This is a genomic window from Pseudomonas allokribbensis, assembly GCF_014863605.1.
Classification (GTDB): Bacteria; Pseudomonadota; Gammaproteobacteria; order Pseudomonadales; family Pseudomonadaceae; genus Aquipseudomonas; species Aquipseudomonas allokribbensis.
Genome location: NZ_CP062252.1, coordinates 4,952,990 through 4,978,451, shown reverse-complemented (window position 1 = coordinate 4,978,451; position 25,462 = coordinate 4,952,990). Strand labels below are relative to the sequence as shown.

The window sequence follows — 25,462 nt, the reverse complement described above, 5'->3', positions numbered from 1 at the left end:
AATTGACTGATTGATCCTTCCGGCGTGCCCCGCTGCTGGGAGTGGAGTTCGCCTATGTCCGAAATCGAAGTAAAGAAAACACAGGAAAGCCTGCAGGATCGCCTGGCTCAGGTCGTTGAGCTGCTGCAGCGCCAACGGGTCGTCGAAGACCTGACTCACCGCCAGGAAGGCGCACATCATGACCGGGTCGAGAACCTGGTCCACCGGCAAAATCTCGTCGAGCTGCAACGCAAGCTCGATGATCTGCACTCCGCCGACGTTGCCTACATTCTTGAAGCCCTGCCGCTGGACGATCGTCTGACGCTCTGGCAGTTGGTCAAGGCTGATCGCGACGGCGACATTCTTCTCGAAGTATCCGACTCCGTCCGTGAAACGCTGATCGCCGACATGGACGATCACGAGCTCCTGGCTGCCGCCAAGGACATGGATGCCGACGAACTTGCTGACCTGGCCTCCGAGCTGCCGCGAGACGTCGTCCATGAGCTGATGGAGACCCTGGATCAGCAACAACGCGAGCGTGTGCGTTCGGCCCTTTCCTATGACGAGGAGCAGGTCGGTGCGCTGATGGACTTCGAGATGGTGACCATCCGTGAGGATGTCAGTCTCGAAGTGGTTCTGCGTTACCTGCGCCGCCTCAAAGAGCTGCCGGGCCATACCGACAAACTGTTCGTGGTCGATTACGACGGCGTGCTCAAGGGCGTGCTGCCGATCAAGCGTTTGCTGGTCAATGATCCGGAGAAACAGGTTTCCGAAGTGATGGCCAGCGATCCGGTGAGTTTCCACCCGGACGAAGACGCCTATGACGCTGCTCAGGCGTTCGAACGTTACGACTTGATCTCGGCCCCGGTGGTCGACAAGAACGGCAAGCTGATCGGCCGTCTGACCATCGACGAAATGGTCGACCTGATTCGTGAGGAGAGCGAAAGTGAAGTCCTCAACATGGCGGGTCTGCGTGAAGAGGAAGACATTTTCGCGTCGGTCTGGAAATCCCTGCGCAACCGTTGGGCGTGGCTGGCGATCAACCTGATCACGGCATTCGTCGCGTCGCGGGTGATCGGTCTGTTCGAGGGCTCGATCGAGAAGCTGGTGGCATTGGCGGCCCTGATGCCGATTGTGGCGGGCATTGGCGGCAACTCCGGCAACCAGACGATCACCATGATCGTTCGCGCCATGGCGCTCGATCAGGTCAGCACCGGCAACACTTCGCGCCTGATGCGCAAGGAGCTCGCCGTGGCGTTGATCAACGGCCTGGTCTGGGGCGGTGTGATCGGCGTGGTGGCTTACTTGCTGTATGGCAGCTGGTCGCTGGGCGTCGTGATGACGGCTGCCATGACGCTGAATCTGCTGCTGGCGGCGCTGATGGGGGTGTTGATCCCGATGACCCTGGCGAAGATGGGGCGCGATCCGGCAATGGGGGCCAGCGTGATGATCACGGCCATGACCGACAGTGGTGGTTTCTTTATCTTCCTGGGATTGGCGACGATATTCCTGCTCTGATTGTCCGTATCGAAACAGCCCGCCGATTGGCGGGCTTTTTTTCGTCCTTGAAAAGCCAGAATGGCGAGCAAAAAAAAGCCAGCATTCATGCTGGCTTGAGATGTTCGGTTTGACTCAGGATGCGTCTGCGGCCATTTCGGCGTCGTGGGCGATCAGAGAAACCAGCGCGTTCTGCTGGCGATGGGAGAGTTGACGGAAGCGTTGCAACAACTCGCGTTCGTGCAGCGAAAGCTCCGGGCTGTCGAGGCGCATGCTCAGCTCTTCGCCCAGTGCACCTTCCTGAATAAGACTCTGCTCAAGGCGCGCAATGATCTCGGAGTTCATGCTGCGATGATGATTGCGAGCCACCTCGGCAATGCGTTCACGCATTCCGTCTGGCAGACGTACGACGAACTTGTCAGCCGTACGGCTGGAATAAATTGCCTGTTTCAATGGGCGCATATATTTAACCGGTTAGTTCAGGGGAGCGGTTCTCGGGATTGGCCGCAGGATGAGTCGTAGGACAAGCATCCGCGCCAAATGGTTCAACCTGAATTGTTAAGAGGCTCGCATCATGCCTCAAAATTGCCAGATCATTGGCGTCAATTCTGTGACAAATATTGATCCGGGTAAAGGCGTAATGCCAGCACCAATTATCAGAAATGCGGACTGGTTTGAAAAGAATGCGTCGGCCCGTATCGCTGACCGCGTCCTGAAGCGCACGAACAGATGCCCGAAGACGTCAGACCGTGCATGCTATGCGGCTAGAATCCTTGTTCCTTACCTTGTACAGGATAGTGGCAAATGGCCGATTTACTAGGGGCAAATGCCCGCCGGAGGGCGTTTTCAGGATGGATGGCAGGCTGATTTATCTCATGGGGCCATCCGGTTCCGGCAAGGACAGTCTGATCGAGGCTGCGCGTGAGCCATTACGTGCGTTGAACTGCGAAGTGATGCGGCGGGTGATCACGCGTTCGGCTGAATCGGTGGGCGAGGATGCGATCGGTGTGACGCCGCAAGAGTTCGAACAGCGTCAGCGCGCCGGGGATTTTTCTCTCGCGTGGCAAGCCAACGGCCTCTCTTACGGAATTCCGGTGGAAATGGACCAATGGTTGAAAGCCGGGAAGCATGTGCTGGTCAACGGCTCTCGGGCGAACCTTCGACAAGCGCTGGAAGGCTACCCGACATTGGTGCCAGTGTTGCTGACAGTTCGCGATGATGTGTTGCGTGAGCGCTTGCTCAGGCGTGGCCGGGAGACGCTTGAACAGATCGATGCCAGGCTCGCTCGCAATGCGCTGTTCAAGGAGCGGCGTTCAACTGACATGACTGTGCATCTGATCGACAACTCGGGCGACCTGGCCGATGCCGTTGGTCATCTGCTGGATCTGGTCAGGCTCAACGCAGTACCGGATCAAACTTGATCTTGCGCCCGGCAACCAGGGCCAGCGTAAACAGCACAGCGAAAACGCCGCAGCCAATCAGGGGCAAAGAGATTTCCGTCTCTTCGAACAGCGAGAAATGCAGAACACCGCTCAAGAAAGCGAGGATCAACAACCCCAGGGCGGATTTGGACATGCTGTACTCCGAAAATGATTCAAAACACCAGGCGTTCGGACATCGGTGTCGTCTGTGCCTGATCTGACTCGCTGACATCTTGCGCAACACCGCCGCGCTGATCGCTCAGCACCGCCCACTGTGGCGCCTTCTGCACTTGCAGGTAGTGCGGCACGCGCTGTGCCACTGCTTCAGTTTGCTGGGGAACGAATTGAAACCCCACCAGAACCGTCAGGGCGATTGCGTTGGCGAGCAAGAGGACGCGGTTCATGAGGCGGTTCTCCAGTTGTTCTTTTATAAGAATGACTGAAGCAGCCGTCGTGCCACTAGTCTAACCGCTGACAAGTCCTTTAAAAACAAGCATTTAGCAGGGTTTTTAGCAGGGCGTGGATTGCATTCTGCAATGATGGCTTTTTGGAGGGGTGCAAATTGCACGATAAAACGTCCGACTGCATTGCAGGGCGCCTGCCTACACTTAAAAAGCCTGCGGACGACATGACAAATCAGGGCCTGGCCGTTAACATGCACGCCGTCTGTCGCACCGACAGTCCTGTGTCTCAGTAGCTCAATTGGATAGAGCATCCCCCTCCTAAGGGGAAGGTTGGCAGTTCGAACCTGCCCTGGGACACCATATAAATCAAGGTCTCTAGCAGTTTCTGTTTTTCTCGCTGAACTCTCATGGGTGCATGGTGGGTGCAACAGGAATGTTATAGGCAAAAAAAGCCCCGCTCAGGCACTCGCTTAGCGGGGCTTTTTGTTGGTTCAGATTTATGCGAATTCAACCGAAAGGCCGGAGTTGGCGCTACCTGGATATCCGAATGGGGTATCAGCACCGATAGCAGAACGAAGCCGATCAAGAAGTTCTTGGGGGGCGAATCTCTTGCCGATGATCGCTATGGATTCCGGCCTGGGGTTCGACGATGCTCTTGCTCGATAGCCCACAACTGCCGGAACTCCTAATTGAATCGCCTTTACGCAAATTCCGCGCATGAAAAAGCGATTGAACTCACATTCCGCAAGTTTTGTGTGGGCGTCTCTGGGCATTGCAACTGGTCGTCCTTGTCGCAAATAGTGCGCGTTAAGCAGTCGTTGGCGAGCTATTTCATTCGCTAGCCAATCATCCGAATGGTTGGCTGACGCTTCCTTCAGTAATTGGCACCAGACAATTCTTCCCTGGGCATTGAGATTAGAGCTTTTGTAGAGATTCAGGCCATCGTGATCTATCTCTTGAATCATCAATTGACGTATCTCGGGGTTGAGATCCTTTTGATTCAGTCCCATGTCGCTCCCTCAACTGTTTGACCAAACTGGCGCACAGGAAAGTGAGCCATTGTCGAAGAAGCGTAGCTCAATGCCAGCATTTGCTCGGCGGAGGCCGTTAGGACTTGGTTGCGGCATCCCTGATTCTCAGCACCGTCGTGGTTGAGCAGTTCGCGTGCCGTGCGGTTGCACGGATTCCCAGGCCAGCAGCAAGTAGTTCTGTAACCCGCTTGTGTAGATCGGCGTCCACCGGACGACCCTGATACTTGCCGGCGGCCTTTGCCTTTTCGATGCCCTGAGCCTGGCGCTCCCGTCGCTGCTCGTAATCCTTGCGCGCGATTGCCGCCATCATTTCCACCAGCATCGAGTTGATGGCGCCCAACATCCGGCCGGTGAACTCGTCGCCTTTAGTGTCCTGCATTCCTTGGTGACTGGTCGGCAGATCGAGCGCGACGATGCGCAAGCCTTTGGAGTCGATCGCAGCCTTGAGCTTCTGCCAGTCCTCCACCGGGAGGCGCGAGAGGCGATCTATCGACTCGACCAGCAGCACGTCACCCTTGCGCGCATCTTTGAGCAGGCGCAGCAGCTCAGGCCGATCTGCCGACGCGCCACTGGCGTTCTCCAGGTACACGCTCGCGATCACCTTGTTGTGGTCGGTGGCGAATTGCTCGAGCGATGCCCGGGCGCGGCTGGCGTCCTGCTCTTCGGTTGATGCTCGGAGGTATGCGCGGATGAACATTATGTGCTTGTCCGTATCAGTTAAGGTGTTCTACTAATACTGTTGCACTATGAGTGTCACTTATCAAGCGTAATGCGCAAATAAACACGAATTTGCGTGTATCAGCTCAGGCATACCCTTGGCTACAGACTGGAGAGACTGTAAAGTCAGCTAATCTGTATAAGACACTGCTTCATATCATTGAATTCACGGAAGAGCGTATGATTATCAAGAGTTTTTCAGCGAGAAAAGTTCATGATTTTTATGATTATAATTTAAAGTTTAAGCCTGATATTAATTTTCTTGTTGGTAATAATGGGGCTGGTAAAACGACCGCTCTAAGATTAATGCAGGCTGCTCTGTCGATAGATATTGCATCTCTTCTGGATATTAAGTTTAGCAGTCTTAAGATAGAAGTTGAAAAAGATGGTGAGGAATACACCTTGGCCATCAATGCATCTCCGGAGAAAATGTTATTCAGGTTGAATGGTTGGGAGTTTTCTTATACGGTCTCACCCGCGTTCAGCAATAGTGAGAGTCGAATTCAAGCTTTTATTACAGGCGGTCGTAGTCGTCGTCATATAGAGGACAATAGGCAAGAAATTATTCGAGCGGGCGGTCCTCTGCTCCATGGCTTCTTACGTGGGACGCGACCAATGTTTTTAGGGCTGGAGAGGCGACTCGGAAACTACCAAGATGACCTGCTTAGTGATGAGGTTTTCGGTGATGAAGACGGTATTCAAGCGAGATCTCGCCGAAAAGAAATTTTGGATGGGCTAGATAATTGTCAGCAACTAGTGCAGGCGGCATATAAGCAATATCGTCGTGCTAGTGATGGTAGGTTGGATAGGCTGTTGAATATCATTGTCGAGTCTACGTTCGAATACGTAGAGATCGAGCCAAAATTTCTTGATGATTCTAGACCTTATTTGGAGATGTCCGACCTTAGGCAGCGGCGTGAAGAGCTGGAGAAGTTTGCTAGAGATTTAGGTGGGTCCGAAAAAACTACCGTTCTGATTGAAAAGTTTTTTGAGAAAATGGTGGCTATCGCTGGTGATGAAAAAGACTCTGATGGAGCCTGGAGTTTGGAATGGCTACTGAATATGGCGCAGATTCGTCGTATTCAAAAGGTTCTAGCCGAGATGGATCGTCAGAAGAAATCAGCTGAAAAGTTTTATGCACCCATAAGAGAGTTCTGCGATACGGTAAATGAATTTTTTCGTCACTCCCGTAAAGAGCTACTCGTAGACTCTCTCGGGAAGATAAAGATTAGTCAAAACGGATCGCCGGTTGAGTTGGAGTTTCTCTCTTCGGGTGAAAAGCAACTGCTTATATTGATCGCCCATGCTCGTTTTGGCTCCAGTAAACGCAGTGCTTTCGTCGTTGATGAACCGGAAATTTCGCTTCATATGCGTTGGCAGGAAATGTTGGTTGATGCGTTAATAAAAGGCGGAAAAAGTAACCAGTTTATCTTTGCGACCCATTCGCCGGAAATTGTTGGGTATCACGTTGATAACTGCATTCGTCTGGGCTGAGGTGAGCAATGGAGAGAAGTAAAGCGGCCAAATTTGCCTCCTCGGTTTTTTACGAAAGCTTCAATGACTTTGATTTGTATATTGAAGATACGGCTCCTGGTTATGGAAAGATATTCGCTGCGATGTTTTCTCGTGCGATGTCTAGTCGCATAGCACTTGATAAGGTCTTTCCATTGGGCGCGCGCGTTGACGTCATAGCTGCTGCGAAAGCTAGGCTGGAGGCGGGCGGGGATAGACCGGCAGTATATGTTGTTGATGGTGATCTATATATGTTAGCGGGTGAGCGAGAAGAGCTCCCTGGTAATGTAGTGGTCCTACCTCGCTACTGTATTGAAAATTTTCTGCTCGATGAAGCTGCGTTTGTTGAAATTATGGATGAAGAGCATTGTGACTTACCCTTGGAGGATTTAAGGGGGCGGTTCGATTTTGATGGGTGGTTTGATCGATCTACTGAATCTTTATGTTCTTTGTTTCGTATATTCGCGGCGGCGCACTTTTTGCACTCGGGAGTTCAGACGGTGTCTCGAGGTTATGGTGTTGTTTGTAATGGGCAAACAGGAGAGGTTGACCAAGATAGAATAAATAAAGTAAAAAATGAGATTTTAGAAAGCTTGGTTTTATATCATGGGCAAGCTGAAGTTGACCGTGCATTGGCCTATGTTGATTCGAGGATAGATCCGGAAAAGTGTTTTGTGAGAACATACGTCTCTGCTAAAGACTTTACTCTTCCGCTGATAATTCTAAAGATGAAAACTGTCGTTCCAGCGAAAATGCCCCACATTAGTTTGAAAATGCGTATGTCTAAGAAGTGCAGCGTAGAGCCGCTATCTGAAGTAGTAGAAGAAATCAGCAGGGTCATAAACATGCCTGAGATCCTCCCATCTGAGGCTGAGCTCGATTCAAGATCAGCCTAAGCGGTTAATGGAGAGTTATTGGCGATCCTCCGCATGGATAGAGGCAGAGATAATGATTCCACCCCACCGGCGTTCACCTATGCAGATCGGGACCGGATTGCCGCTGGCGGTGGTGTTCTTGGCGCTACCGAATGCATAGGACGGGGCGTTCTCAGGAGATGTGCTTTGCTTCAGACCAGTAGCCTGAGGGCTTAGCATCTGGATGACTCCCCCCGCTGCTAGCGCGATACCTGGTGCCAGGGTCGCGCCATTTGTTACAGAGCTCATAGCAATCAAAACGACTCCGAGCACAGTTTGAAACAGGCCTGCGCGCTTGCTGCCTGCAATCACAGGGATGATCCGGATCTCCTGAGCCCCACCCATCTTTAGCCCCTTCTCGCCAATGTTTTTCCGGTTCCGGAAAACCGCAAACTCAAGTCCCTTTCGTTTCGCATCAGCGAGGTACTTCGCGAACCCAGGGTGATTGACGTCGACAGCCTTCACAGCCTCCCGCGTGTCGCCGGTAGAGAGTTCGTAAATGTGCTCACGCCCGAATAGCTTGCCGGCCGATCCGCTCAGTAGGATTCGGGTTTTGGTGCCGTAGGCGGTGGTCATGGCCACGGTTTACTCCTGGGCGCCCTGGGCGCTGTTGTTGGGTATCGAAACACCCAGTCGGATGGCGAGCAGCGAGCGCGACATCCGAGCCTGGTCGATCGTCACCTGCTCGTGCCGTGGGTCGTAGTTCCAGATCCGGTCATGGATTCCCTGATAGGCCCTGGCACCGCGGAAGGTACCGCGCAAAAGATCGGCCGATACCCGGGCTTCGTCCTCAGTGAAGAACGGCCCGTCAATGGTCACCTTCTGGCCGTCGCGGACGTGCTGGACATCCCACACCACGTAGCCGGAGTCAGGACCTTGTTTGAGTGGGTAGGACGCAAAGCAAGTTGTCTTGCACGCCTCGGCGAAGCGCTGTTGGTAGGTGGTCAAGGTAGTTGCTCCTAGTTGGCGGCCGAACTGTGACGACCGCACGCCGGACCGCTTACGCGGCTTCGGATTCTTCCGCTGCTGCTTTTGGTTTTCCTCGGGCCGGGATCTTGTCCAGCTAAGCGCGCAAAGCTTCGGAGCCCTCACAACCGGATCGCCATTTTTCGAATCGGCCGGCATAGCCTGCGGAGTTGGCAATCATGCCGCTAAGTGACACGCCAACCTGCGAAGTGGTGGCGAGCACATCGTCGTAGACGGCCAGCATTTGACGGAGCACGTCAATGTCATCTGCACGAGAGGCGGCAATGCCCGCCCGGGAAAGGCTCGCTGCTGCTTCAGAGTTGAGGCCAGAGAGCATCGGATTTGCTCTTAGCACTGCTTCGACGATATCGGGGTGACCACCCTGGCGCGCTTCGGACATGAGGTTGCGGCGCTCTTCCGGACTGAGGCCTCGCACAAGGGTTCTCAGTTCTTGGTCTGCGAGAAAGCCTGCGATATCGCTACTCGCGCGAGGAGCGACAGGGGAGAAGCCTTGGGTGACGGTTTCGGCCAGGGTGAGCATATCCTTCGCGACCGACTGCATTGCGGGAAGGAGGGTGTCTGTCACGCCTGCGATTTTCTCTTTGCTCAAGCGCTCGATCGCGGACGAGTTGAAATCTTTGTTTTCCCGGATCGAGACGATCTCTTCGCCGAAGTCTTTGAAGGTCTCCAGCGCTAGGGTTTGGAGCTGGCGAGCGGACTTCATCAAGCCACCGGCTTGCCATACACCTTTGGTCCCGTCCGGACGCTGAATAGAGAAGGTGTGAGCCTCAATACGAGAGTGCTCATATTCGGAGTAGTGAAGGTTGGCCAGGCCGACCTTGAGAACTGAACGTTTGCCGATTTTCATTGAGTTACCTTTGGATTGTTTGGGATCGGGGTGGGGCGGTCGGAGGTCGAAGTGGCGTTGAAGATTTCGAGAAGAGAGGCTTCCCCGGTGGCGGCACCGCCGACGGCTTCGGCGCTCAACTCGTCCATCAGCTGACTGATCTGCCGAACGTCGCTGCTAAATTGCGAGTCGCCGGCGGTCTGCTTCAGGCGGGCGATTTGGTTACGGATGTTCATTGCGCGCCTCCACGATCCGCTGGTATTGCTCTGCGGCGTGCTGCTCAACCGTGATCCCTTCAGGAGGCCACGTAACGATCCAAGCCCCTTCCTCGGGCGCAGCACGCATATTGAGTACGCCGACTTGAGGTGTACGGCCGGCCCGTTCTGTCTGCCGGGTGTGGAGAATGATGGCCTTCGCCATTTGCTCACCCTGGTCGCTATCCATTTCTGCGAAGGGGAAGAAAAGCGATACGTTTTGTCCCTGAATTCGATAGTCGACCTGGTGCCCAGCGGTTTTCGGAAAGCCTTTTTCCGCTTGGGGCTCTCTGGTATTCGCTCGGATCACCGCGAGCACAATCAGCAGTACAGTTTCATCTGCGGCGCCGATCTTCTGGGCGATCCTATGCAGTTCTGCTTTCAATGACTTGATGCTCATTGCTGCATTCCCTCCATTTGCGTGCGGAGTTCTTCGACGGCCTTTTGAAGCTCAGCGACCTCGATCACCCGGGCGACGGCGCCCAAGCCTTCGATGAGCGACTTGCCCTGGTCGGGCGCGAGATGTCCGCCGGCAACAGCACGCATGATTGATTTGGCTGCGCTCGGCAGGTCCGTGTCGTCGAGTTCGAATTGCACCGGCTCAGAGGTCGGTTTGATTGGCGGGACAAGGCGCTCAAGGATCAATCGGCAGGCCTGCATATCGCCCTTCTTGGCAGCTGCGAGCACCTTCTTGGTAACTGCGTCAGCACCCTCGGCAAGTCGAGCGCGAAGCTCCTGTGTTTGCCCGGAGCGTCCACCTGGGTTGCCTGATTGCCCGGGCTTCCATTTCCCGCTTTTGTCGCGTTCAGTCATGCGGCGGGCGATTCCATGGCAATGACCGGTTTGTTTTCCGCAAGTGCGATGAGGAGGGCGGATGCTTGGATGCTTCCTTCGCTGGCAGCGTCGCGCAGGCGGCCCCACGCCGCGGCCACCTCTGAGCGAGTCGGTTTATGTTGTCGACCTCGAGCGGTCTTGGCTGTGTTCATGGGATGGCCTCGAGTGGATTTGAACTTGCTTCAAACCCACATTAGGCATGATCTGGTCTTATATCCAGTGTTTTTTAGGTGCACCTAAGGTGCTACACGAAACTGGATTAAACGGGACTGAAATAGTTGGATTTGACGGAGCGGAAGGGGATATTTTTGTTGCAGTAAGTCGTAGGTAGGCAAAGTGATACATGGCTGAGATTTCAGCCCAGTCATTGATCCTGCGGTGCAGGTTGGGGGATTACCCGAGGTCTTTTTATTTCCTCAATTTGAGGAAAACTCCCCACTGGGGGACGTTGAGCGATCCAACCCTCATTGGGGCTGGATCTGCCATCCCACTCAGGCAAGTGTCGCGACACGTTTTGCGAATTATGAAAACGTGTCGCGTACTGATGGCCAGCTTCTGATCTGGCACGGAAAGGTTTACACCGTCAGTGGAAACCTCCCCTCAATCTGCGTGTTCCACCACTGGTGAAATACCTCTGAACGGTGGGAATTTCGAACCCAGGGAAACTCTTATAGTTTCGCGGCCTGGGCAAAGTGAAAAAATCCCACATTGGTACGGATCGCTGAAATGTGAGCCATTCATTTCGTAAAGCGAGTTTCTAGCACCTGGCCAGAAGCTTCATCAATGCGGCAATTGAAGCCGGCGAAGTTCCCAACCCACAGCGGTTCCTCGTTCGTCACGCCGGTATAGGCATCCACGATCCCCATCCCAATATCTGGCGCGCGCCATAAAAGGTTGCCGGACCTGTCATAGCAGAAAAGGTTTCGAGCAGGGATATCCCTCTCAAAGGCCATCCAGTCGAATGTCACCATCACTCGCTCGTTGATCAGCACCACTTGAAGGACTGGGTACTCAGCCTCAAAGCTTACCCCGTTGCCAAAAATGTGTTTGCGGTCGACGTTGAGATGCATCCTGGCCATTCCTGTCATTCCTTACCCCATGCTCAGTAATAATTGAGCGTCATCGTGGCGTGCTCCAACCTGCTCTCAGGAAGGGGGAGCAGTAGGCGTACTAACGGAAATTATCATTGATGATATCGTTATAGCGTTCCTCATAAACCACTTGGAATACTGGTTCGCCCAAGGAGTATTCGAGTTGGCCTAATAAAATAATTACGCTGTCTGGTATGTCAGTTATCTTGTTTGAGGAGAGCGTGTCTAATATAACGCTCATGGTATAGGAGCTATCTATCATGAAGATTATTGTGAGGGTTGAAAGTTTCTTTTTGGTGATGGCGTTTTTTGCGTGGAGAATTATATCTCGGTATATTTCAAATCTAATTGTTCTTATTTGCTTTACATCATATCCGTTAAGGATGTCACCTTCGGAGGTTATAAAGTCTGGGAAAGTGCTATCGTATTGCGTAACTGTTTTGTTGCTCTTTAATAGCCAGATCAATACTGCGCGCTCTATGTCTCTTCGCGCTTGTGAATTCATCGAAAGATTTTCACGTTTCTTGTTTTCAAAAGATACGTCGCGGACTTCAGTTAGCGTCTCTTCTGAGACCTGGGCTGCTAGAAATTCATTTGCATGTTTCAGAAAGCTTTCAGGCTTATACATTAGGAATGTTTCAAGTTTGCCAATTCTACCGGCCTCCTCTATTAGTTCAACACGAGGGCCTATGGTCTTGGGTCCATCAAAGTCTATTTGCTGCCACCAGTCCTCTTTAGCGTCGTCAGTAATAAATATGAGCTTCTTTTTTTGGCTGTTAACAGCATGGTCAAGAATTTGAGTCCATACAAAGTAGTCGCCATATTTTTTCTTGTAGGTTAGCCCGTTGTGATGAAAGTCGTCGGAGCTGTCTTTGTCCTTGTCACTGTCCTTGTATCCTGGTGGTATTTTTAATTTATATCTGGCTTCCGCGTCCTTGTTTTTTTTGTCTATGTCCTCTTGTGACGCGAAAGCTGTTCCCACTTTCCCATCGAAAATATCTTCGATTCTTATTTTTATAGGGTCGGGTGCTGTGAGCGTTTGCTGGCTCTCTTGAAGTTTGTCAAGTTCAGCCAGAAAAGTTGAAGTGAGATTCTCAAATCCAGTTGTCAATGGTTCTGGATTAATCAAGGCATGTCTTTTGGTGAGTTGCAGGTTGTTAATGCTGTTTGCAAGGTCGGTCTTTGCTTTTTCAACGACTTTTCGAATGTCGGAAAAGCGACGGCCTTGTGCAGCAATTACTGTAAGTCGGTTGCGCTGAAATTCTAGAGCAACGTGGTGTGGTATCCAGATGCGCTCAGCTAGTTTGTCTAAGGTTTCGAGCAGCTCCTCACGAGTGCGCTCGTGGTATCGATATAGATTGAGGAGCACATTGGTATCGAAAACGAAGAGAGCAGTTTTCCATGTTTCGGCTTGATCGGCAGATGCTGTGTAATCGTACTGCGGAAAGAGTCCCTTCATGTGCCCTCCAGGCAGGTAACACTCAGGCAAGTGGGTAGCCATTGATATGGCATCATCTTGCCGCCTTTTTGGACGATTGTCGAAAGCCTCCTTCAGTAACGATTCCATCCCGATCCGGCGGTTCTGCTCGAAACGGTCAGCCTTGTGCTTTCCTGCGTAATGAAATCAGGGTTCTCATCTATCGTTGAAGCAACCAGCACAGGTTTTCACTTCACATCAATTGACTGCCACCAAGGGTTCATGTCGGCCGCAAAGCGATAGCTCAATGGAGGGAACCAAATGCTTACCCACTGGATTTTCGTGATGTTCATCGGCGGGCAACCGGTCATGACCGTGCAAAGAGCGTCTGAGGCTGATTGCAACCAGATGTTGGTACGCCTTATCGCTGTGGCGCGAGCGCAGGGCAAGGACGCGCTCGGTGCCTGCTACCTTCGTGCAACGTCAGATTAAGGCGGGGCGGAGTGAGACCAAAACGTCACATCTCGCGACATTTAACTCTAAGAAAGGGGCGATGTAGATACGTTACCTGGTGACGTTGACTGAAACCTATCTTAACTCTAATTCGGGAGGCCGATACGGGCCAAATATGCGGAAAAACGCTGTGAAACATCCTCTCGGAAAAGGTCGGATAATCTACAAACAAAATTTTTTTTCCGAACGCTTTCAAGATAGGAAACGTGTACCGAGAAATAATGTTTGAAGTCTGCGACTGAAGCGACTAGGGGAATATTCTGTGGGAAGTTTATGTAATGATATCTAGGTCTTTCGTTCTGCATCAGTCCTTGCCCAGGCGATTTGTTCTTGTTTATAGGTTCCATCTTTAGATCTAGGTCGGATAAATGCTCACCTAGAAAAACGTGCTCGGCATTATAGAGCGGAGCTACCAACACGGAAAGAAGTTTCGTGTTTTGAGTTGCTTTCCCTCTGTTTCGGGAGTCTTGTTCCAGATCGCAATCCTGTGTGAGAACTATTGCTAGTGGGAATATTATCTTGCTTACCTCGATGATGCCTTTTTTTTCAATGACATATTCAATGCATTCGATATTTCGAAAAATATCGCCTTGTGATATTCGAATTCGACGTCTTTTATCGACTTTGACATTACTCACTTGAAATCTTTCCTCTGATCACAATACGTTTCGGCTTACCTAGGCCATAACGCTCAGGCTCAAATCCAAACGAGCGAATGTCCACCTCGATGGCGTCTTCGTTTATGCCAGGGAGCTTGACCGGTCCCTCTCTGGGGCTCCTTAAGGCCACGGGGCTCACCTCAGGCGAGGTGCTATTCGAAGAGGCGTAATCACTGCTGAATGTGTCTGGCATGCATCTTGTCTCTCAGTTTGTTAGTGATACTCCGCTCATAGATACCCTGAATGCGAGCATGGGTTTCGTCCATATTATTCGAGGTTTCAGTCAAGTCGTGAGCTTGGGTAATGCTACCGTCGAGGTCGAGTACAAAAAGTGGACGCTTAAGGAGAGCGGGATAATCGGGGTTTGGCATTCCATATTGAAAACGTACACCAACGTTATCGTATCTGACCTCTGCAATACTAATAAGCCTAGTGATTTCGTTGTCCCCAAAAAATTGCCGATTGTGCAAAAGTGTTGGGTCTATGTACTCCTCCCATAACGTCGGATCAGTAATGGGAATATCAATTTGATTGATATAGCGCAATCCGAAGCGTGAAGCTTTAGTGTCAGGGAATGCTTTTGCGAAAGCATCGATTACAGCGCCGAACTGCTCTTTTGTTTCTTCGTAGTTGTTGTATGTTGTGTATAGTGCAAAGATATTGAGTGGGCTTATCGATAGCTGGCGTTCTCGATCAACTCCGTAATAGTTCCATTGTTTAATTGTTGTCTGCTTTGAGTGCATTGAGCTTCCTTCGAAGGACACTTCGTGTGAGAAAACTTCTTCGGGCTCAATGATTGGAAAGTTTTTTATGATTGCGTTAAGCAGCTTTACAGGTACGTTTTTTTCGAGCTGTGATATTGGGGTGGTAAAGTCAATTTTCACTATAACTTGTTTTAGAAAAGACTTTTGATAGCAAACTTCCTCGTACATTTTTGATCTCGCTAAATTGATGATAGGCACAGGACGGCTACCAGTGATGTGTCCAGTGCTCAAGGCTTTAGCGAGTATAACGGGTCTGCTGAATATGGCTCGGAACAGGTCATGTTTTTAATAAAATTCGCATTTTTCTCAGCGGTGGTGAGCTGACACCAACCGTTGACGCGTGTTCAAGCCTCTCTTGCGTTACCCGTAACGATCGTGCATTATTCGGGCTCGTTACAGGTAACGGTGTGCTTATGGCCAACCAAAGTAAAGTAAAGAGCACGACGGAAAGACAACGCGAATACAGAGAGCGTCAACGAGAGGCCGGATTCAAACAGCAAACACTGTGGATCCACACAGAAATAGAGGAGGAGGGGAGGCAGGCGGCGCGGGAAGGCAAGCCACTCAAGCCGATGGCGTCGAAGGACCCCCTGAGCTGGGCAGCGGGCTGGATCGCTGAGAAGGGTAAGCCGTAAACGGTGGGATTACCCCACATTTGAAGGTGGTTCAGATCCGAGCCATCAAAAAAGAGGTGCTTACCCGGTGCGCTAACACCGGGTAAGCGATCACACGACGAAACTTCGAGGTCCACGTCATGCAATTCAAACAGAATACCATCCAAATTTTGGACGCGCACGGGCAGCTCATTACCACCATGGTGCTGCCGGTCTACATCAAGCTGGCCCAGTTGGCACCACTGAAGATCCTCGGCGACATCAGCGTGAAGGTTCTGCCCGGCGCCGCTCCATTTCGCGGGATCTGTGTAGGGGGTGTGCAATGAGCCAGCCTACCGCTCGCATCGCCGACGAAGCCCTTGAGCTCCTGCGCGCCACGCACGAACGCATCAGCAATATGCGGGTGCTGTTCAACGCCATCACGAAGGACCTGAAGCACGGAAAGTCGCACGATATCGAGGAGCTGGCCAGCCTCGGCAGTTTCCTTGGCTACGACTGGGCGAATTACGTCGACAGTGAAGTCGAGCAGATGCAGAAGGCGCTCGACGCGGTGGAGGTGGCCCAATGAGCGCCGCTATTCGATCACGGGACGACCTGAGCTTCACCAAGCGCGATGATGCCGGCCGGCTCATCAATTGGCCTCGGTACAACTACGGCGTGCCTGGAGACTGGGAAAAGGGCAACGCCTGCTTCGATGTCGAGATTGCCGAGCTGGCCGCCTACGACGAAACAGAAGCGTTCCATGCGATCCAATTCGCGATCGTGGGAATGGGAGGGCGCTGCACAAGTCTGGAAACGGGCTTCATCGACCGAGTGGCCCGGGCGGCGGTGATTGGTCTGCGTTCACTGCGGGCTGGTGCTGAGCATTTCGCTCCTACAGACATCGACTGAAAAACTACGAAAGCTTCGTAGTATCGAAGGCACTACCCTGCAACGGGGTGGTGCCTCTTTCCATCAGGGTATCAACCCCGTCGCGAGCTTTCGAAGATCGCTATCAGATCTGGACGGAGTGAGCGCGCGCATTCACGGCAGTAACCTGCTGCAGTCCAAGGCAACCAATCGACGACAAGGAATGTCATTCCACCAGCCTGCGCACACTGCCTGTAGTCCATGCCAATACAGCGACCTTGCCTGAAGTTCTGGATCATCTAAAACCCCCTATGGGGATGGTAATTTATAAAGGTGTCCATTTTCTGGACTCACAAAACCCTTGAAATCGGCTAAAGCAGTCCATTTTCTGGACTGGTATTTTTAGGCTCTGGAACAACCGGACGTAACCGGAAAATGTGAGTCCATTTTCTGGACTGGTGCAGTCCATTTTCTGGACTAGAAATTCTGTTAATCAGAGGAGCAATTTCCGCTTTGGCGTCTCTGTTGGGCCTTCCTCGAGGTCGGCGCCCGGACACTCGTCGATTGGTAGCCAGGTCAGTGCATAAAGGTTCGGTCTGCCATTGTCCCGGCTCCGGTCGTACCCCCTCGTCTTCTGAATCAGGTTCCGCTCAGTGAGCTCTCTCAGGGATGCCGCCAATACCGTTTTGGACATCCCGCCCCAGTCGGCCATCATTACGTGTGTTGCTGCGAGATTGCCGTTGTTTCTCCCGTTGAACTGGTACTCCAAGACCTCCAAGACCTTGCGGGCGGCCCATGACATTTCTCGGTATTCCTGCTGGGCCATGAGTACCTTCGGCTTGGCGAACGCCCCCCTAGGCCCCCAATTTGATTTGGCTATTTTTTTCTTGGCCATTCAGTGACTCGCAGGCAGGCGCAGAGATATCCCCAAAGGTGGGGACATCTCCGCTTCGCTGGGTTACGACGCTTCGCGCAGGAGGATGTATTTGGCCACTCGGTGAGGCGGCCGCCCCGGCTCGGTGGACTGATGCGTCCAGTAGGTCTGGATTTCGTGCCCCTTTTTCCTGAGGCGGCGGATGGTGCTTGGTGGTTGAACGATGTCGAGTGCCTGGGCGGCCTCGACAGAGGAGATCGGGCCGTTTCTCAGCGCGTCGATCATCTTGCGGTCTTGCTCAGTTGAAGAATGGCGTGTCATAGTTTGCCCTTCACGTTGGTGCTATCCAGTGTGTTTTCGCCTAGGCGGTGTTCCCGCACCGCCTTGGCAACTTCTCGCGCATTCCTGCGCAATTTCTCCCTGATCATTTGTCGCTCGGCTCGTCGACGAAGCGACTTAGAACAAGCCAAAGGACGGCGGATTTCTCCTCCTCCCAGCGCTTGCACAGTCGTTCGTATTTGGTAGTAGTGGTGCTCATCCCCTGCATGGCCCGGAATGTGTCGCAGGCGGACTGAAGCATCAGATGTTCGTTATCGGTAAATTCCAAGATCATCGCGCACCTTCTTTCGCTGCCCGTTCAATCCAAACCTTAAGTTCGGTCATCAAAATCAAGCGACGTCGACCAAGCTTGAACGTTTTGATTTCTCCCTTAGCTATCAACTCATAAACGCCCGATCGCGAATATCCGACGATCCGAGCTGCGTCTTCGACGCTAACGGACAAGGCTGCTGGTTGTTCTGCTGCAAGCATTTCGACTCTCCTTCGCCCACAAGAATTGTTGGGCCTGAGATAATCCTATTTCTTTGGAATACTGTACGTCAACTGCAATCACATGATTTATATGAACGTATGGACGCGCTCGGACGTACAGATTAGGATTGGCGTTCGATAAAGGGGCCGGAGATTTTGAATGGCAAAGAACAAGCCTAACCAGGGAGCGCGGAAGACCGAAACGCTTACCCTACGGCTAGATCCGAAGGTCAAATTTATGATCGAGGTGATCTCACGGATAAAGCGCCAGTCGATTACCGGTGTCGTTGAGGCAGCAATCGAGGATTTGGTTTTGGATCTGGATGTGCCATTCCATGATGGAGGCAACACCGAGGTCTGGTCGGTTTCCAACGCTTTGACTGAAGTCTGGTCGACTGACGAAAGTGAAAGGTTTATCAACCTTTGCTATCACCTTCCGAACCTTCTCACCTACGAAGAGCAACGCATCTGGGAAACCATCAAGGCATCCCCGGTGTTTCTGGATAAAGGGGCCGCAAAAATAGGCACCCACTGGCAGATCGAAGGTGTAGGGCGACTTGATCGGGGATACATCCGGATGTTCTGGAGCAGCCTGTTAGAGCACGTCGAAGAAAATAAAGAGAGCCGCACTATCGTGCCCTTTGAACCTCCTTTTTAAATTAGCTCTACAGCAGCAGCTTTTGTGCCGGGCGCGAGATGGGCATACCTAAGTGTCATCTTGATATCGGCGTGCCCCAGCAGATCCCGTACCGTGTTGAGCGGTACGCCGGCCATCACCAGGCGTGACGCGAAGTCGTGCCGCATATCGTGCCAGCGGAAGCCTTCGATCTCGGCGCGCTCTAGCAGCCTGAGCCAGGCGCTTTTAACGTCCTCCAGACGGCCGCCTTCCTGACTCGGGAACACGTATCGAGATTTGCCGGCCAGCTTTTTCCAGTCTTCCAGCACGCGCACCGTTTCCTTGTTCATAGGGATGTGTCGTGTGTCGCTGGTTTTGGTGGTGGCGCCGGCGGCGGTGATCGTCTTCGTATGGAAGTTCACCGCCGACCATTTCAGGTCGAACAGCTCTCCACGTCTCATGCCTGTATTCAGCGATACCAGGACCATAGGCTTTAGGTGGTCGGTGAATGGGACCTGCAGCAAACTCGGCATAAGTTCCTTGCCGCGATCCGCTCTCCACTTGTTAGCACTCTCGCGCTCCACCCGCGCCTCGTCTTGACGGGCGTCGAGTGCTTCCCGAAGTCGTTTGGTCTCTTCAGCATCTAAGTAGCGGACCAGTCCCATCGAGTCGACCTTTAAGGCTTTGAGCCTGTCCATCGGGTGGACATCGATGTACTCCCATTCAACGGCTCTACTGAATACGCCGCTGATGGAACCCATTTTCCGGTTGACCGTCGACGGCTTATTGCCTGACTGCATCCATCCCGTACGGATCTGCTCCAGGTCGCGGCCAGTGATCGCATCGAGACGCTGGGGCATGATTGCTTCGAAGTTGTGGTCGAGCGTGTGCAGAGTTTTCTCATGCCCTTTGTGGTGCGTCTTGAACCAAGGCATGTATATGTCATCGATGAACTCGCGTAAGGAGGGGAGGGTAGCGCCTTTACGCCCTTGGGTAACGGCTAGCGGTTCCCCCAGGGTTCTTGCCTCTGCGAGATATTGAGTAGCCTCCGCCCGCGCTTGCTCCAACGTCAGTATGCCGATGCGACCCAATGTCTTCTTTCGGCCCCTGGCCCAGGTCACTACATAGGACTTGGCGCCGGCAGCAGTGACGCGCACGAACAGACCGCCGACGGTGGTATCGTGGACCTCATATTCCTGGCCTGTTATCTGCAGGGACGCCAGCAGCTTGGCGGTGAGCTTCTCTTTCAATTTGTTCCCATGGGTGCATGGTGGGTGCAAAAAGAACTATACGGCGTCGTTTTCACGGACACAACCGGACGAAAAGCCCAATAAATGCGGGGTTTGGCCAGCGTTTGTTGGGGTTCAGATAGCCCTCCTAAGGGGAAGGTTGGCAGTTCGAACCTGCCCTGGGACACCATATAATTCGGGCCTTACAAGTCATTCTCCTGACAGAAGATTTTTTTCGTGACAGCAGGGTGGCAGCAGGCCAAAAAAGAAGCCCCGCCGGGCAATGCTCAGGCGGGGCTTTTTTGTTTGCGTCTTGGGCGACCGGCTCCAGGGTTTTCCTCAAGTTGAGAAAAAGGCCAAGTCCCTGATCCTCAGAGCGGTGGTGGTGGAGCAGTTGGCGTGACGAGCCCTTGCCGCCTGGTTTTCGTTGATCAGCCTACCAGCCGTTGGGTTTTGTCGTACTGGTAATGCACCTGCTGAACGCGGGCGTACTTGCGCTCGCTCGGCAAACCGCGTGCGGTGCGCGACAGGTAAACGGTGTGGTCGTCGGCGTCGGTGTGGCTGAGCAACTGGCCGAGGGCTTTGTAGGTGTCGTGGCTGCCGTCGGGGTGTTCGATGTGCAGCGGTTCGCCATCGGGCTTGCGGGTCAGGCGGGTGGTGCGCTCCAGGACATCCTTGATGCTGACCAGATGCAAGCGTTCGTCGTAAGCGTACTGGCTGCGGTTGTCGGTGCAGTCCTGGTATTGCTCAAGCTGGCCGAGGTACACCTGAGACTGGGAGCTGACTGATCACCATTTTCTTACCCGCCTCAGGGCGAGATTTTACTGGTCGGTTACTGTAGTGAGCGCTTACACATCTCAATAAAAAACCGGCACTCAGTGCCGGTCTGTACTTTTTTGCTTTGGATGGCTGCCCGATTCTTGGAGTTAGTAAAAATCCAGGTACGTCATCATCGATTAGTCTTTCCTAGGCCAGGATGCTCAAAACGCTAGCCGATAGTTTTTTGGGCTTCTAAAAAGATCTCATTAATTTCTTTAGCGTATTTTTTTGCGCTTGGTATTCTAGAAGATTTTATATATTCAACAAGTCTTTCCGGATGGTTTAAGATCAAAAAGTACTCAATCAAATGGCCGATCGGGAAATTTATTTGTGGCGCTTCATTAACTATGTTTTCATCTCCGCCATCGGGCTCAATGTATGTTTTGTACTTGTTTACAATGTAGCTTATGGTCTTGCGCCTGTGATTGTTAATTAGCCATTCTATGTCATCCAGGGAGACGGAGGAGTTCTCTAGCGAGGCGGTCATGACTTTGATAATTATACTGTGTATGGCCGTTTCTCTATCAATGCTTATAGGCATGTTTTTATCTAGATCATTCAAGTAGCTCGTATAAAAATCGGACTTCATGAAGTTTAGCAATGCCATGTCAGAATCCTTTGTAGTTTCCAATGCCTTGTATTATCTCTATTAGCTCTGAGCCTGGGTATCTAAATGGGTCATTTTCAGCATGTTTCCATGGGGTCACTTTCTCCAAGTTATATGGAATGTCTACGTTGCGCCCTGTACGCTGCGGCCAATAACGATGATTTAACTCTAGCGAGACATTTCTTGTTCTCACTGTCTGCGTTTTAAAGTGAAATTCCTTGACTCTTATTCTTGGCGCCAATCCTGAACGCATTCGTAACATGTTGGTTGTTGAGTACATGCCTTTTGAAGCAGCTTTTGCTTCCGCTTTCCAATAACTACGCCTTGCTGAATTCCAGCACTTGAGGCCTAGTGGGTCGATCCATGCCAGCGGATTAAGCCCATATTGATAAAGATTCTCCCCACCCAATAACCCAATCGGATCCTGCGTGGTAAACCTCCCTACCGCCGGATCGTAGTATCTGAACGTGTTGTAGTACAACCCCGTTTCACGGTCGTGGTATTGCCCCTGGAAACGCAGGTTCTGCTCCACCAGATTCGGCGAAAGTGCTTCCAGCCCGCCCCACGCCTTGTAGTACGCGCGCCACACCACGTGGCCGTTGGCGTCGGTCATTTCTTGGGGAGTGCCGATCTGGTCGGTATGGAGGTAGTAGTGCCGGGCATCCTGTTCGGGGTGCTCGGGGTTACTGTCGACGCGAGCCAGTGGGGCGTAGCTGTCGGGTTCGTAAATGTAGAGGTTGCGGCACTCGGCGTGTTGTTCCTGGAGCAGGCGCAGGCCTTGCCAGAGGAAGCGGGTGTGTTGGGTTTGCTCGTTCTGGGTGACCTGCTTGCCGATGCGTCGGCCGACTGCGTCGTACTGGTAGCGGGCCTCGCTGCTCAGGGTAGTGCCTTGCCAGGTTTGCGCGCTGATCAGTCGGTTTTCACAGTCGTAGTGGAACCGTTGCACCGTGCCGCCCGCGCTGGTTTTTTCGCTGAGGTTGCCCCAAGTGTCGTAGCTAAAGCGCAGGTCTTTGAAGGCAAGGATGCGGTTGTCCGGGCGGTTGTCGAACTGCCATCTGCCGCTGCCGCTGAGATTGCCGGCCGGGTCGTAGGAGAAGTCTTCGACTTGCAGTTGCGGGTGCTGTGGTTGACGGCTGCGCAGTTGGCCGCTGGCGTCGTAGCTGTAGTCGGTGACCTCGCGTTGCTTGTCGACCACCCGCAGTACTTCGCCGCCGGGGCTGTAGTGATAGCGGCGGTGCAGGGCGGTGGCCGGGTGTTGTGGGTGGCCGAGCAGGCTGTCGGTATTGTCGTTGAACCGGCTGAGCTGCTCGTGGGGCAACTGGATGGTGGCCTGCCAGAGTTTTCGGCCCTTGGTGTCGTAGCCGAAGCGACTGGTGAGTTTGCCTTGGGTGCGCAGGGTTTCGCGGTGCAGGGCGTCGCGTTCGAAGTCACTGATCAGATGACCGTCAAGGTTGATCTGGTGCAGGTGACCGCTGCCGTAGTAAAGCTGATTGAGCTGACGGCCGTCCGGCAGTTCCAGGCCGCTGAGGTTACCCAGCACGTCGTAGCGGTAATGCAACTCGCCGCTGCTGCTGGTTTCGCTGAGCAACTGGCCGGCCGCGTCGTAGCTGAACGCCAGATGGTCGTCGTCGATGCCCAGCGCTTTACCGGCCGCCGTAGGTAGACGGTCGATGGCAGTCACCCGGTCGGCGTCGTCGTACTGATAGTCGAGGCGCGCGTCCTCGGTCGTGCGGCAGAGCATACGGCCTGCGGCGTCGTATTCGAATTGCTGAAGGCGCGAGACTTCGTTGAACGACTGGGCAGCGATTTCATCCAGTTGGGTGAGGTAGCCGCCGACGTTGTAGCTGAAGCGCCGACGCAGGCCATCGACCCGCACTTCTTCTTGCAGGCGGTCGCTGGCGTCGTAGCTGAACCGGTAGGCCGCCTGGTTTTCGTTGATCAACGCCACCAGCCGTTGGGTTTTGTCGTACTGGTAATGCACCTGCTGACCGCGGGCGTCCTTGCGCTTGCTGGGCAAACCGCGTGCGGTGCGCGACAGGTAAACGGTGTGGTCGTCGGCGTCGGTGTGGCTGAGCAACTGGCCGAGGGCGTTGTAGGTGTAGGTGTCGTGGCTGCCGTCGGGGTGTTCGATGCGCAGCAGTTCGCCATCAGGCTTGTGGGTCAGGCGGGTGGTGCGCTCCAGGGCATCCTTGATGCTGACCAGATGCAAGCGTTCGTCGTAAGCGTACTGGCTGCGGTTGCCGGTGCAGTCCTGGTATTGCTCGAGCTGGCCAAGGTTGTTCCACCACAGGTGGGTGGTGTTGCCGAGCGGGTCGACGGAGGTGTGTGGCAGGCCGGCGTCGCTGTTGAAAAACTGAGTGACCTGGCCCAGTGGATCGGTGCTGTCGAGCAGGTTGCCGCTGCGGTCATAGGTCCAGCTTGCGCTGCTGCCATCCGGGCGTTCGATGGCGGTGACGAGGTCGGTGTTCAGGTGGTAACTGTAGCGAGTCGAGCGACCCAGAGGATCGGTTTCTTCGACCAGTCGGGATAGCTCGTCGTAGGCGAATTTGAGTAGGTTGCCGTCGGGCAATTCCAGGCCGGTCATATTGCCCGAATCATCCAGTTCGAAGCGGTACTGCTCGCCACCGAAGTCACGGCTGGCCACCACGCGCCGGCCTTCGTTGTAGTGGATCTGGGCGACACGCCCGAGTACGTCGCGGATATCGGTTTGCCGTTGCGCAAGGTCGTAGTGGAAGTGGAAGTGCTCGCCGTCGTTGGTCCAGTGCTCGATCACGCGCGGTTCGTTGTCGCTGAAGGTCGTTGACCAGCGGTAATGGCAAACCAGCCCGAGAGCGTTCTCGTGGGCGACCATCAACCCGTGCTCGTAGGCGAAGCTGCGCACCCGGTCGCCGTTGCGGTTGATCACCTGTTGCAGTTGGCCGTGGGCGTCGTACTGGTAATGCACCAGGGTTTCCACCGGTCGGTTGTCGACCACACGCTCGACGCGGCTCAGGCGCCGGGGGTGATGGTCGTAACACAGATGCAGACGAATGCCGCCCGTGGCGCAGATGTCACTCAGACGCTGCTGGTCGTCGTAGCTGAACGTGAGGAAATGACCGAGCGCATTTTCGATCCGCCGCAGTGGCGCGGGTTGGCCGTTTTCCGGCAGCTCGCCGAAGTAGAAAAAGGTGTTGTCGAGGCTGTGAAGCAGGTAGTGACCGCCTTCGGAGCGCACCACAAACAGTTGTTCGTCCGTCAGATACAGGCGTTCGCCCGGCTCAAGCGACGGCAGCGGCAGGTCACGGCCCTGGTTGTCGCGCAGGTAGAGCTGGTCGTCTTCCAGGCGTAGGCTTTGTTCCCACGGCAAAACCCAGCCGTGCCCGAGCAGGCCTTCGTGGGTGAGATCGCTGGCATAAAAACGTGCCCAACTGATGGGCATCAACCCCGGCAGGCTGAAGTCGGTTTCGCCGTCTTCCAGGAGCAATTTACGCCCGCTGATGGCATCCACCGGGTTGCCCATCAGGGCCCCGGCGACGCGTCTGATGGCGGGGCCGATGACGAATTGTCCGGCCAGCTCTCCAGCAACGAATCCCGCCGCGAACTCCAGGGCGCAGGGGGCCACTTGCTTGAGGCCAACCTTGCCGGCCATCAAGCCCAGTTTCAGCAAGCCACCGGCCGCACCGGCCACGGCCATGAGGATGTCGACGGTGGTGCGCAGCCAAGGCGGAACTTCGTCGTCTATCGGCAGGTATTGCTCGGCGTCGGCACCGACAAAGACGTTGTCCGAACCGCTGTCGATGGCACTGCCGCAGGTCAGTTTGTCGCCTTTGCGCGCAGCGGCCAAACCGTTGTAGAAGACCTTGCCTGAACCTTCGGCAACCAAGGGCAACGGGTTCGGGTGCTTTTTGCAGATCCCTGTGCTGGCTTCGGCCTGAGCGGCCTTGAGGCCGTTGATGAACACATCGGGTGAGCCGCTTTCGATGCCCCCGGCGGGGGCCTTGGACATTCGTCCTATGGCCTCCCCCCCGGCGACCAGTCCCATTCCTCCCAGGCCTGCAATCAAGCCCACCACCAGGCCGGCCCCAAAGCCGCAAGTCGCGACCGTGAAGATCGCTACCGCGGCGACCAGGGCCAGCCCCAATGCCGCGCCCACCAGGAAACCGACGAGGGCGTTGCTGTGCGCAATCTCGTCATTCAGCCGTGCTGCTTCGAACATGCGAAGTCTCTCTGTCGCATCGACCCTTC

33 protein-coding genes and 1 tRNA gene are annotated in these 25,462 nt (G+C 53.8%); 11 read left to right on the top strand and 23 right to left on the bottom strand.

Annotated elements, in window-relative coordinates; all coding sequences use genetic code 11:
- Positions 1–54 precede the first annotated feature (54 nt).
- Positions 55–1,497: a magnesium transporter gene (gene mgtE / locus IF199_RS22780; RefSeq protein ID WP_085730362.1), complete on the top strand. Its 1,443-nt coding sequence runs from the start codon at positions 55–57 to the stop codon at positions 1,495–1,497.
- A 114-nt stretch (positions 1,498–1,611) separates the two neighbouring features.
- Here mgtE and IF199_RS22775 read toward each other — a convergent pair whose 3' ends face one another.
- The gene (locus IF199_RS22775) at positions 1,612–1,938 is read right to left on the bottom strand and encodes an Arc family DNA-binding protein (protein ID WP_003178899.1); all 327 of its coding nucleotides are present in this window, start codon (positions 1,936–1,938) and stop codon (positions 1,612–1,614) included.
- A gap of 389 nt (positions 1,939–2,327) precedes the next feature.
- Between IF199_RS22775 and phnN the strand changes: the two genes are divergently transcribed.
- A complete protein-coding gene (gene phnN, locus IF199_RS22770; RefSeq protein ID WP_192558774.1) occupies positions 2,328–2,897 on the top strand; it encodes a phosphonate metabolism protein/1,5-bisphosphokinase (PRPP-forming) PhnN in 570 nt (189 codons plus the stop codon).
- Here phnN and IF199_RS22765 read toward each other — a convergent pair.
- Together IF199_RS22765 and IF199_RS22760 are read right to left on the bottom strand one after the other, a co-directional pair.
- Complete coding sequence (locus IF199_RS22765) at positions 2,872–3,051, bottom strand: PA3371 family protein (RefSeq protein ID WP_096818082.1); 180 nt, start codon at positions 3,049–3,051, stop codon at positions 2,872–2,874. The genes phnN and IF199_RS22765 overlap by 26 nt on opposite strands.
- A 19-nt stretch (positions 3,052–3,070) precedes the next feature.
- Positions 3,071–3,301: a hypothetical protein gene (locus tag IF199_RS22760; protein WP_192558773.1), complete on the bottom strand. Its 231-nt coding sequence runs from the start codon at positions 3,299–3,301 to the stop codon at positions 3,071–3,073.
- 283 nt (positions 3,302–3,584) lie between these two features.
- Here IF199_RS22760 and IF199_RS22755 point away from each other — a divergent pair.
- Positions 3,585–3,661, top strand: a tRNA-Arg gene (locus IF199_RS22755).
- Positions 3,662–3,798: 137 nt separating this feature from the next.
- Here the strand turns inward: IF199_RS22755 and IF199_RS22750 are convergent.
- Positions 3,799–4,311, bottom strand: coding sequence for a hypothetical protein (locus IF199_RS22750; protein WP_192558772.1), 513 nt, complete (start codon positions 4,309–4,311; stop codon positions 3,799–3,801).
- 97 nt (positions 4,312–4,408) lie between these two features.
- Positions 4,409–5,029, bottom strand: a complete 621-nt coding sequence (locus tag IF199_RS22745) for a recombinase family protein (RefSeq protein ID WP_192558771.1) — start codon at positions 5,027–5,029, stop codon at positions 4,409–4,411.
- Positions 5,030–5,229: 200 nt separating this feature from the next.
- On the opposite strand from IF199_RS22745, the gene IF199_RS22740 reads away from it, so the two are divergent.
- Positions 5,230–6,543: an AAA family ATPase gene (locus IF199_RS22740; RefSeq protein WP_192558770.1), complete on the top strand. Its 1,314-nt coding sequence runs from the start codon at positions 5,230–5,232 to the stop codon at positions 6,541–6,543.
- Between the two features lie 8 nt (positions 6,544–6,551).
- Complete coding sequence (locus IF199_RS22735) at positions 6,552–7,457, top strand: DUF4435 domain-containing protein (protein WP_192558769.1); 906 nt, start codon at positions 6,552–6,554, stop codon at positions 7,455–7,457.
- A gap of 15 nt (positions 7,458–7,472) precedes the next feature.
- Here the strand turns inward: IF199_RS22735 and IF199_RS22730 are convergent, their stop codons facing one another.
- From IF199_RS22730 to IF199_RS22690, 9 genes are all read right to left on the bottom strand, one after another.
- Complete coding sequence (locus tag IF199_RS22730; RefSeq protein ID WP_192560994.1) at positions 7,473–8,051, bottom strand: tail assembly protein; 579 nt, start codon at positions 8,049–8,051, stop codon at positions 7,473–7,475.
- Between the two features lie 9 nt (positions 8,052–8,060).
- The gene (locus tag IF199_RS22725; RefSeq protein ID WP_192558768.1) at positions 8,061–8,423 is read right to left on the bottom strand and encodes a hypothetical protein; all 363 of its coding nucleotides are present in this window, start codon (positions 8,421–8,423) and stop codon (positions 8,061–8,063) included.
- A 115-nt stretch (positions 8,424–8,538) separates the two neighbouring features.
- Positions 8,539–9,309, bottom strand: coding sequence for a hypothetical protein (locus tag IF199_RS22720; protein WP_244142411.1), 771 nt, complete (start codon positions 9,307–9,309; stop codon positions 8,539–8,541).
- A complete protein-coding gene (locus IF199_RS22715; protein ID WP_192558767.1) occupies positions 9,306–9,524 on the bottom strand; it encodes a hypothetical protein in 219 nt (72 codons plus the stop codon). Before IF199_RS22715 ends, IF199_RS22720 begins: the two co-directional genes overlap by 4 nt.
- A complete protein-coding gene (locus IF199_RS22710; protein ID WP_192558766.1) occupies positions 9,511–9,942 on the bottom strand; it encodes a hypothetical protein in 432 nt (143 codons plus the stop codon). The genes IF199_RS22715 and IF199_RS22710 overlap by 14 nt, the downstream gene beginning before the upstream one ends.
- Entirely contained in the window at positions 9,939–10,355 is a 417-nt protein-coding gene (locus tag IF199_RS22705) for a DUF5681 domain-containing protein (RefSeq protein ID WP_192558765.1), read from the bottom strand. Before IF199_RS22705 ends, IF199_RS22710 begins: the two co-directional genes overlap by 4 nt.
- Complete coding sequence (locus tag IF199_RS22700) at positions 10,352–10,528, bottom strand: hypothetical protein (RefSeq protein WP_164486614.1); 177 nt, start codon at positions 10,526–10,528, stop codon at positions 10,352–10,354. Before IF199_RS22700 ends, IF199_RS22705 begins: the two co-directional genes overlap by 4 nt.
- 585 nt (positions 10,529–11,113) lie before the next feature.
- Positions 11,114–11,446: a DUF7957 family protein gene (locus IF199_RS22695; RefSeq protein ID WP_192558764.1), complete on the bottom strand. Its 333-nt coding sequence runs from the start codon at positions 11,444–11,446 to the stop codon at positions 11,114–11,116.
- A 100-nt stretch (positions 11,447–11,546) separates the two neighbouring features.
- Positions 11,547–13,034, bottom strand: a complete 1,488-nt coding sequence (locus tag IF199_RS22690) for a PIN-like domain-containing protein (protein WP_192558763.1) — start codon at positions 13,032–13,034, stop codon at positions 11,547–11,549.
- 171 nt (positions 13,035–13,205) lie between these two features.
- On the opposite strand from IF199_RS22690, the gene IF199_RS22685 reads away from it, so the two are divergent.
- Positions 13,206–13,376, top strand: a complete 171-nt coding sequence (locus IF199_RS22685) for a hypothetical protein (protein WP_192558762.1) — start codon at positions 13,206–13,208, stop codon at positions 13,374–13,376.
- Between the two features lie 850 nt (positions 13,377–14,226).
- Here the strand turns inward: IF199_RS22685 and IF199_RS22680 are convergent.
- Positions 14,227–14,988: a TIGR04255 family protein gene (locus tag IF199_RS22680; protein WP_192558761.1), complete on the bottom strand. Its 762-nt coding sequence runs from the start codon at positions 14,986–14,988 to the stop codon at positions 14,227–14,229.
- Between the two features lie 245 nt (positions 14,989–15,233).
- Between IF199_RS22680 and IF199_RS22675 the strand changes: the two genes are divergently transcribed.
- The 4 genes from IF199_RS22675 (at position 15,234) to IF199_RS22660 (ending at position 16,325) form a co-directional block, all read left to right on the top strand.
- The gene (locus IF199_RS22675) at positions 15,234–15,455 is read left to right on the top strand and encodes a hypothetical protein (RefSeq protein WP_192558760.1); all 222 of its coding nucleotides are present in this window, start codon (positions 15,234–15,236) and stop codon (positions 15,453–15,455) included.
- A 119-nt stretch (positions 15,456–15,574) separates the two neighbouring features.
- A complete protein-coding gene (locus tag IF199_RS22670) occupies positions 15,575–15,760 on the top strand; it encodes a hypothetical protein (protein ID WP_192558759.1) in 186 nt (61 codons plus the stop codon).
- Positions 15,757–16,002, top strand: a complete 246-nt coding sequence (locus IF199_RS22665; RefSeq protein WP_134023841.1) for a hypothetical protein — start codon at positions 15,757–15,759, stop codon at positions 16,000–16,002. Before IF199_RS22670 ends, IF199_RS22665 begins: the two co-directional genes overlap by 4 nt.
- The gene (locus tag IF199_RS22660) at positions 15,999–16,325 is read left to right on the top strand and encodes a hypothetical protein (RefSeq protein ID WP_192558758.1); all 327 of its coding nucleotides are present in this window, start codon (positions 15,999–16,001) and stop codon (positions 16,323–16,325) included. Before IF199_RS22665 ends, IF199_RS22660 begins: the two co-directional genes overlap by 4 nt.
- A gap of 451 nt (positions 16,326–16,776) precedes the next feature.
- On the opposite strand, the gene IF199_RS22655 is transcribed toward IF199_RS22660, so the two are convergent.
- The 4 genes from IF199_RS22655 to IF199_RS22640 all read right to left on the bottom strand — a co-directional run bounded on the left by IF199_RS22655 (position 16,777) and on the right by IF199_RS22640 (position 17,967).
- Positions 16,777–17,178 carry a MarR family transcriptional regulator gene (locus IF199_RS22655; protein WP_085730383.1) on the bottom strand — a complete coding sequence of 134 codons (402 nt, stop codon included), beginning with the start codon at positions 17,176–17,178 and terminating at the stop codon, positions 16,777–16,779.
- A 63-nt stretch (positions 17,179–17,241) separates the two neighbouring features.
- Positions 17,242–17,478, bottom strand: coding sequence for a helix-turn-helix domain-containing protein (locus tag IF199_RS22650; RefSeq protein WP_226499613.1), 237 nt, complete (start codon positions 17,476–17,478; stop codon positions 17,242–17,244).
- A 103-nt stretch (positions 17,479–17,581) separates the two neighbouring features.
- The gene (locus IF199_RS22645) at positions 17,582–17,764 is read right to left on the bottom strand and encodes a hypothetical protein (RefSeq protein WP_192558757.1); all 183 of its coding nucleotides are present in this window, start codon (positions 17,762–17,764) and stop codon (positions 17,582–17,584) included.
- A 2-nt stretch (positions 17,765–17,766) separates the two neighbouring features.
- A complete protein-coding gene (locus IF199_RS22640) occupies positions 17,767–17,967 on the bottom strand; it encodes a helix-turn-helix domain-containing protein (protein ID WP_161776283.1) in 201 nt (66 codons plus the stop codon).
- A 160-nt stretch (positions 17,968–18,127) separates the two neighbouring features.
- Between IF199_RS22640 and IF199_RS22635 the strand changes: the two genes are divergently transcribed.
- On the top strand, positions 18,128–18,625 hold the full coding sequence (locus IF199_RS22635) for a hypothetical protein (RefSeq protein ID WP_192558756.1): 498 nt from the start codon (positions 18,128–18,130) through the stop codon (positions 18,623–18,625).
- Here the strand turns inward: IF199_RS22635 and IF199_RS22630 are convergent.
- The 4 genes from IF199_RS22630 to IF199_RS22615 all read right to left on the bottom strand — a co-directional run bounded on the left by IF199_RS22630 (position 18,622) and on the right by IF199_RS22615 (position 25,433).
- Positions 18,622–19,833, bottom strand: a complete 1,212-nt coding sequence (locus tag IF199_RS22630; RefSeq protein ID WP_192558755.1) for a site-specific integrase — start codon at positions 19,831–19,833, stop codon at positions 18,622–18,624. The genes IF199_RS22635 and IF199_RS22630 overlap by 4 nt on opposite strands.
- 410 nt (positions 19,834–20,243) lie before the next feature.
- Positions 20,244–20,579: a hypothetical protein gene (locus IF199_RS22625; protein WP_192558754.1), complete on the bottom strand. Its 336-nt coding sequence runs from the start codon at positions 20,577–20,579 to the stop codon at positions 20,244–20,246.
- A gap of 221 nt (positions 20,580–20,800) precedes the next feature.
- Positions 20,801–21,238 (bottom strand): hypothetical protein, encoded by a 438-nt coding sequence (locus IF199_RS22620; protein ID WP_192558753.1) that lies wholly within the window; start codon positions 21,236–21,238, stop codon positions 20,801–20,803.
- A 1-nt stretch (position 21,239) separates the two neighbouring features.
- Positions 21,240–25,433 (bottom strand): RHS repeat-associated core domain-containing protein, encoded by a 4,194-nt coding sequence (locus IF199_RS22615; RefSeq protein ID WP_192558752.1) that lies wholly within the window; start codon positions 25,431–25,433, stop codon positions 21,240–21,242.
- Between the last annotated feature and the right edge of the window lie 29 nt (positions 25,434–25,462).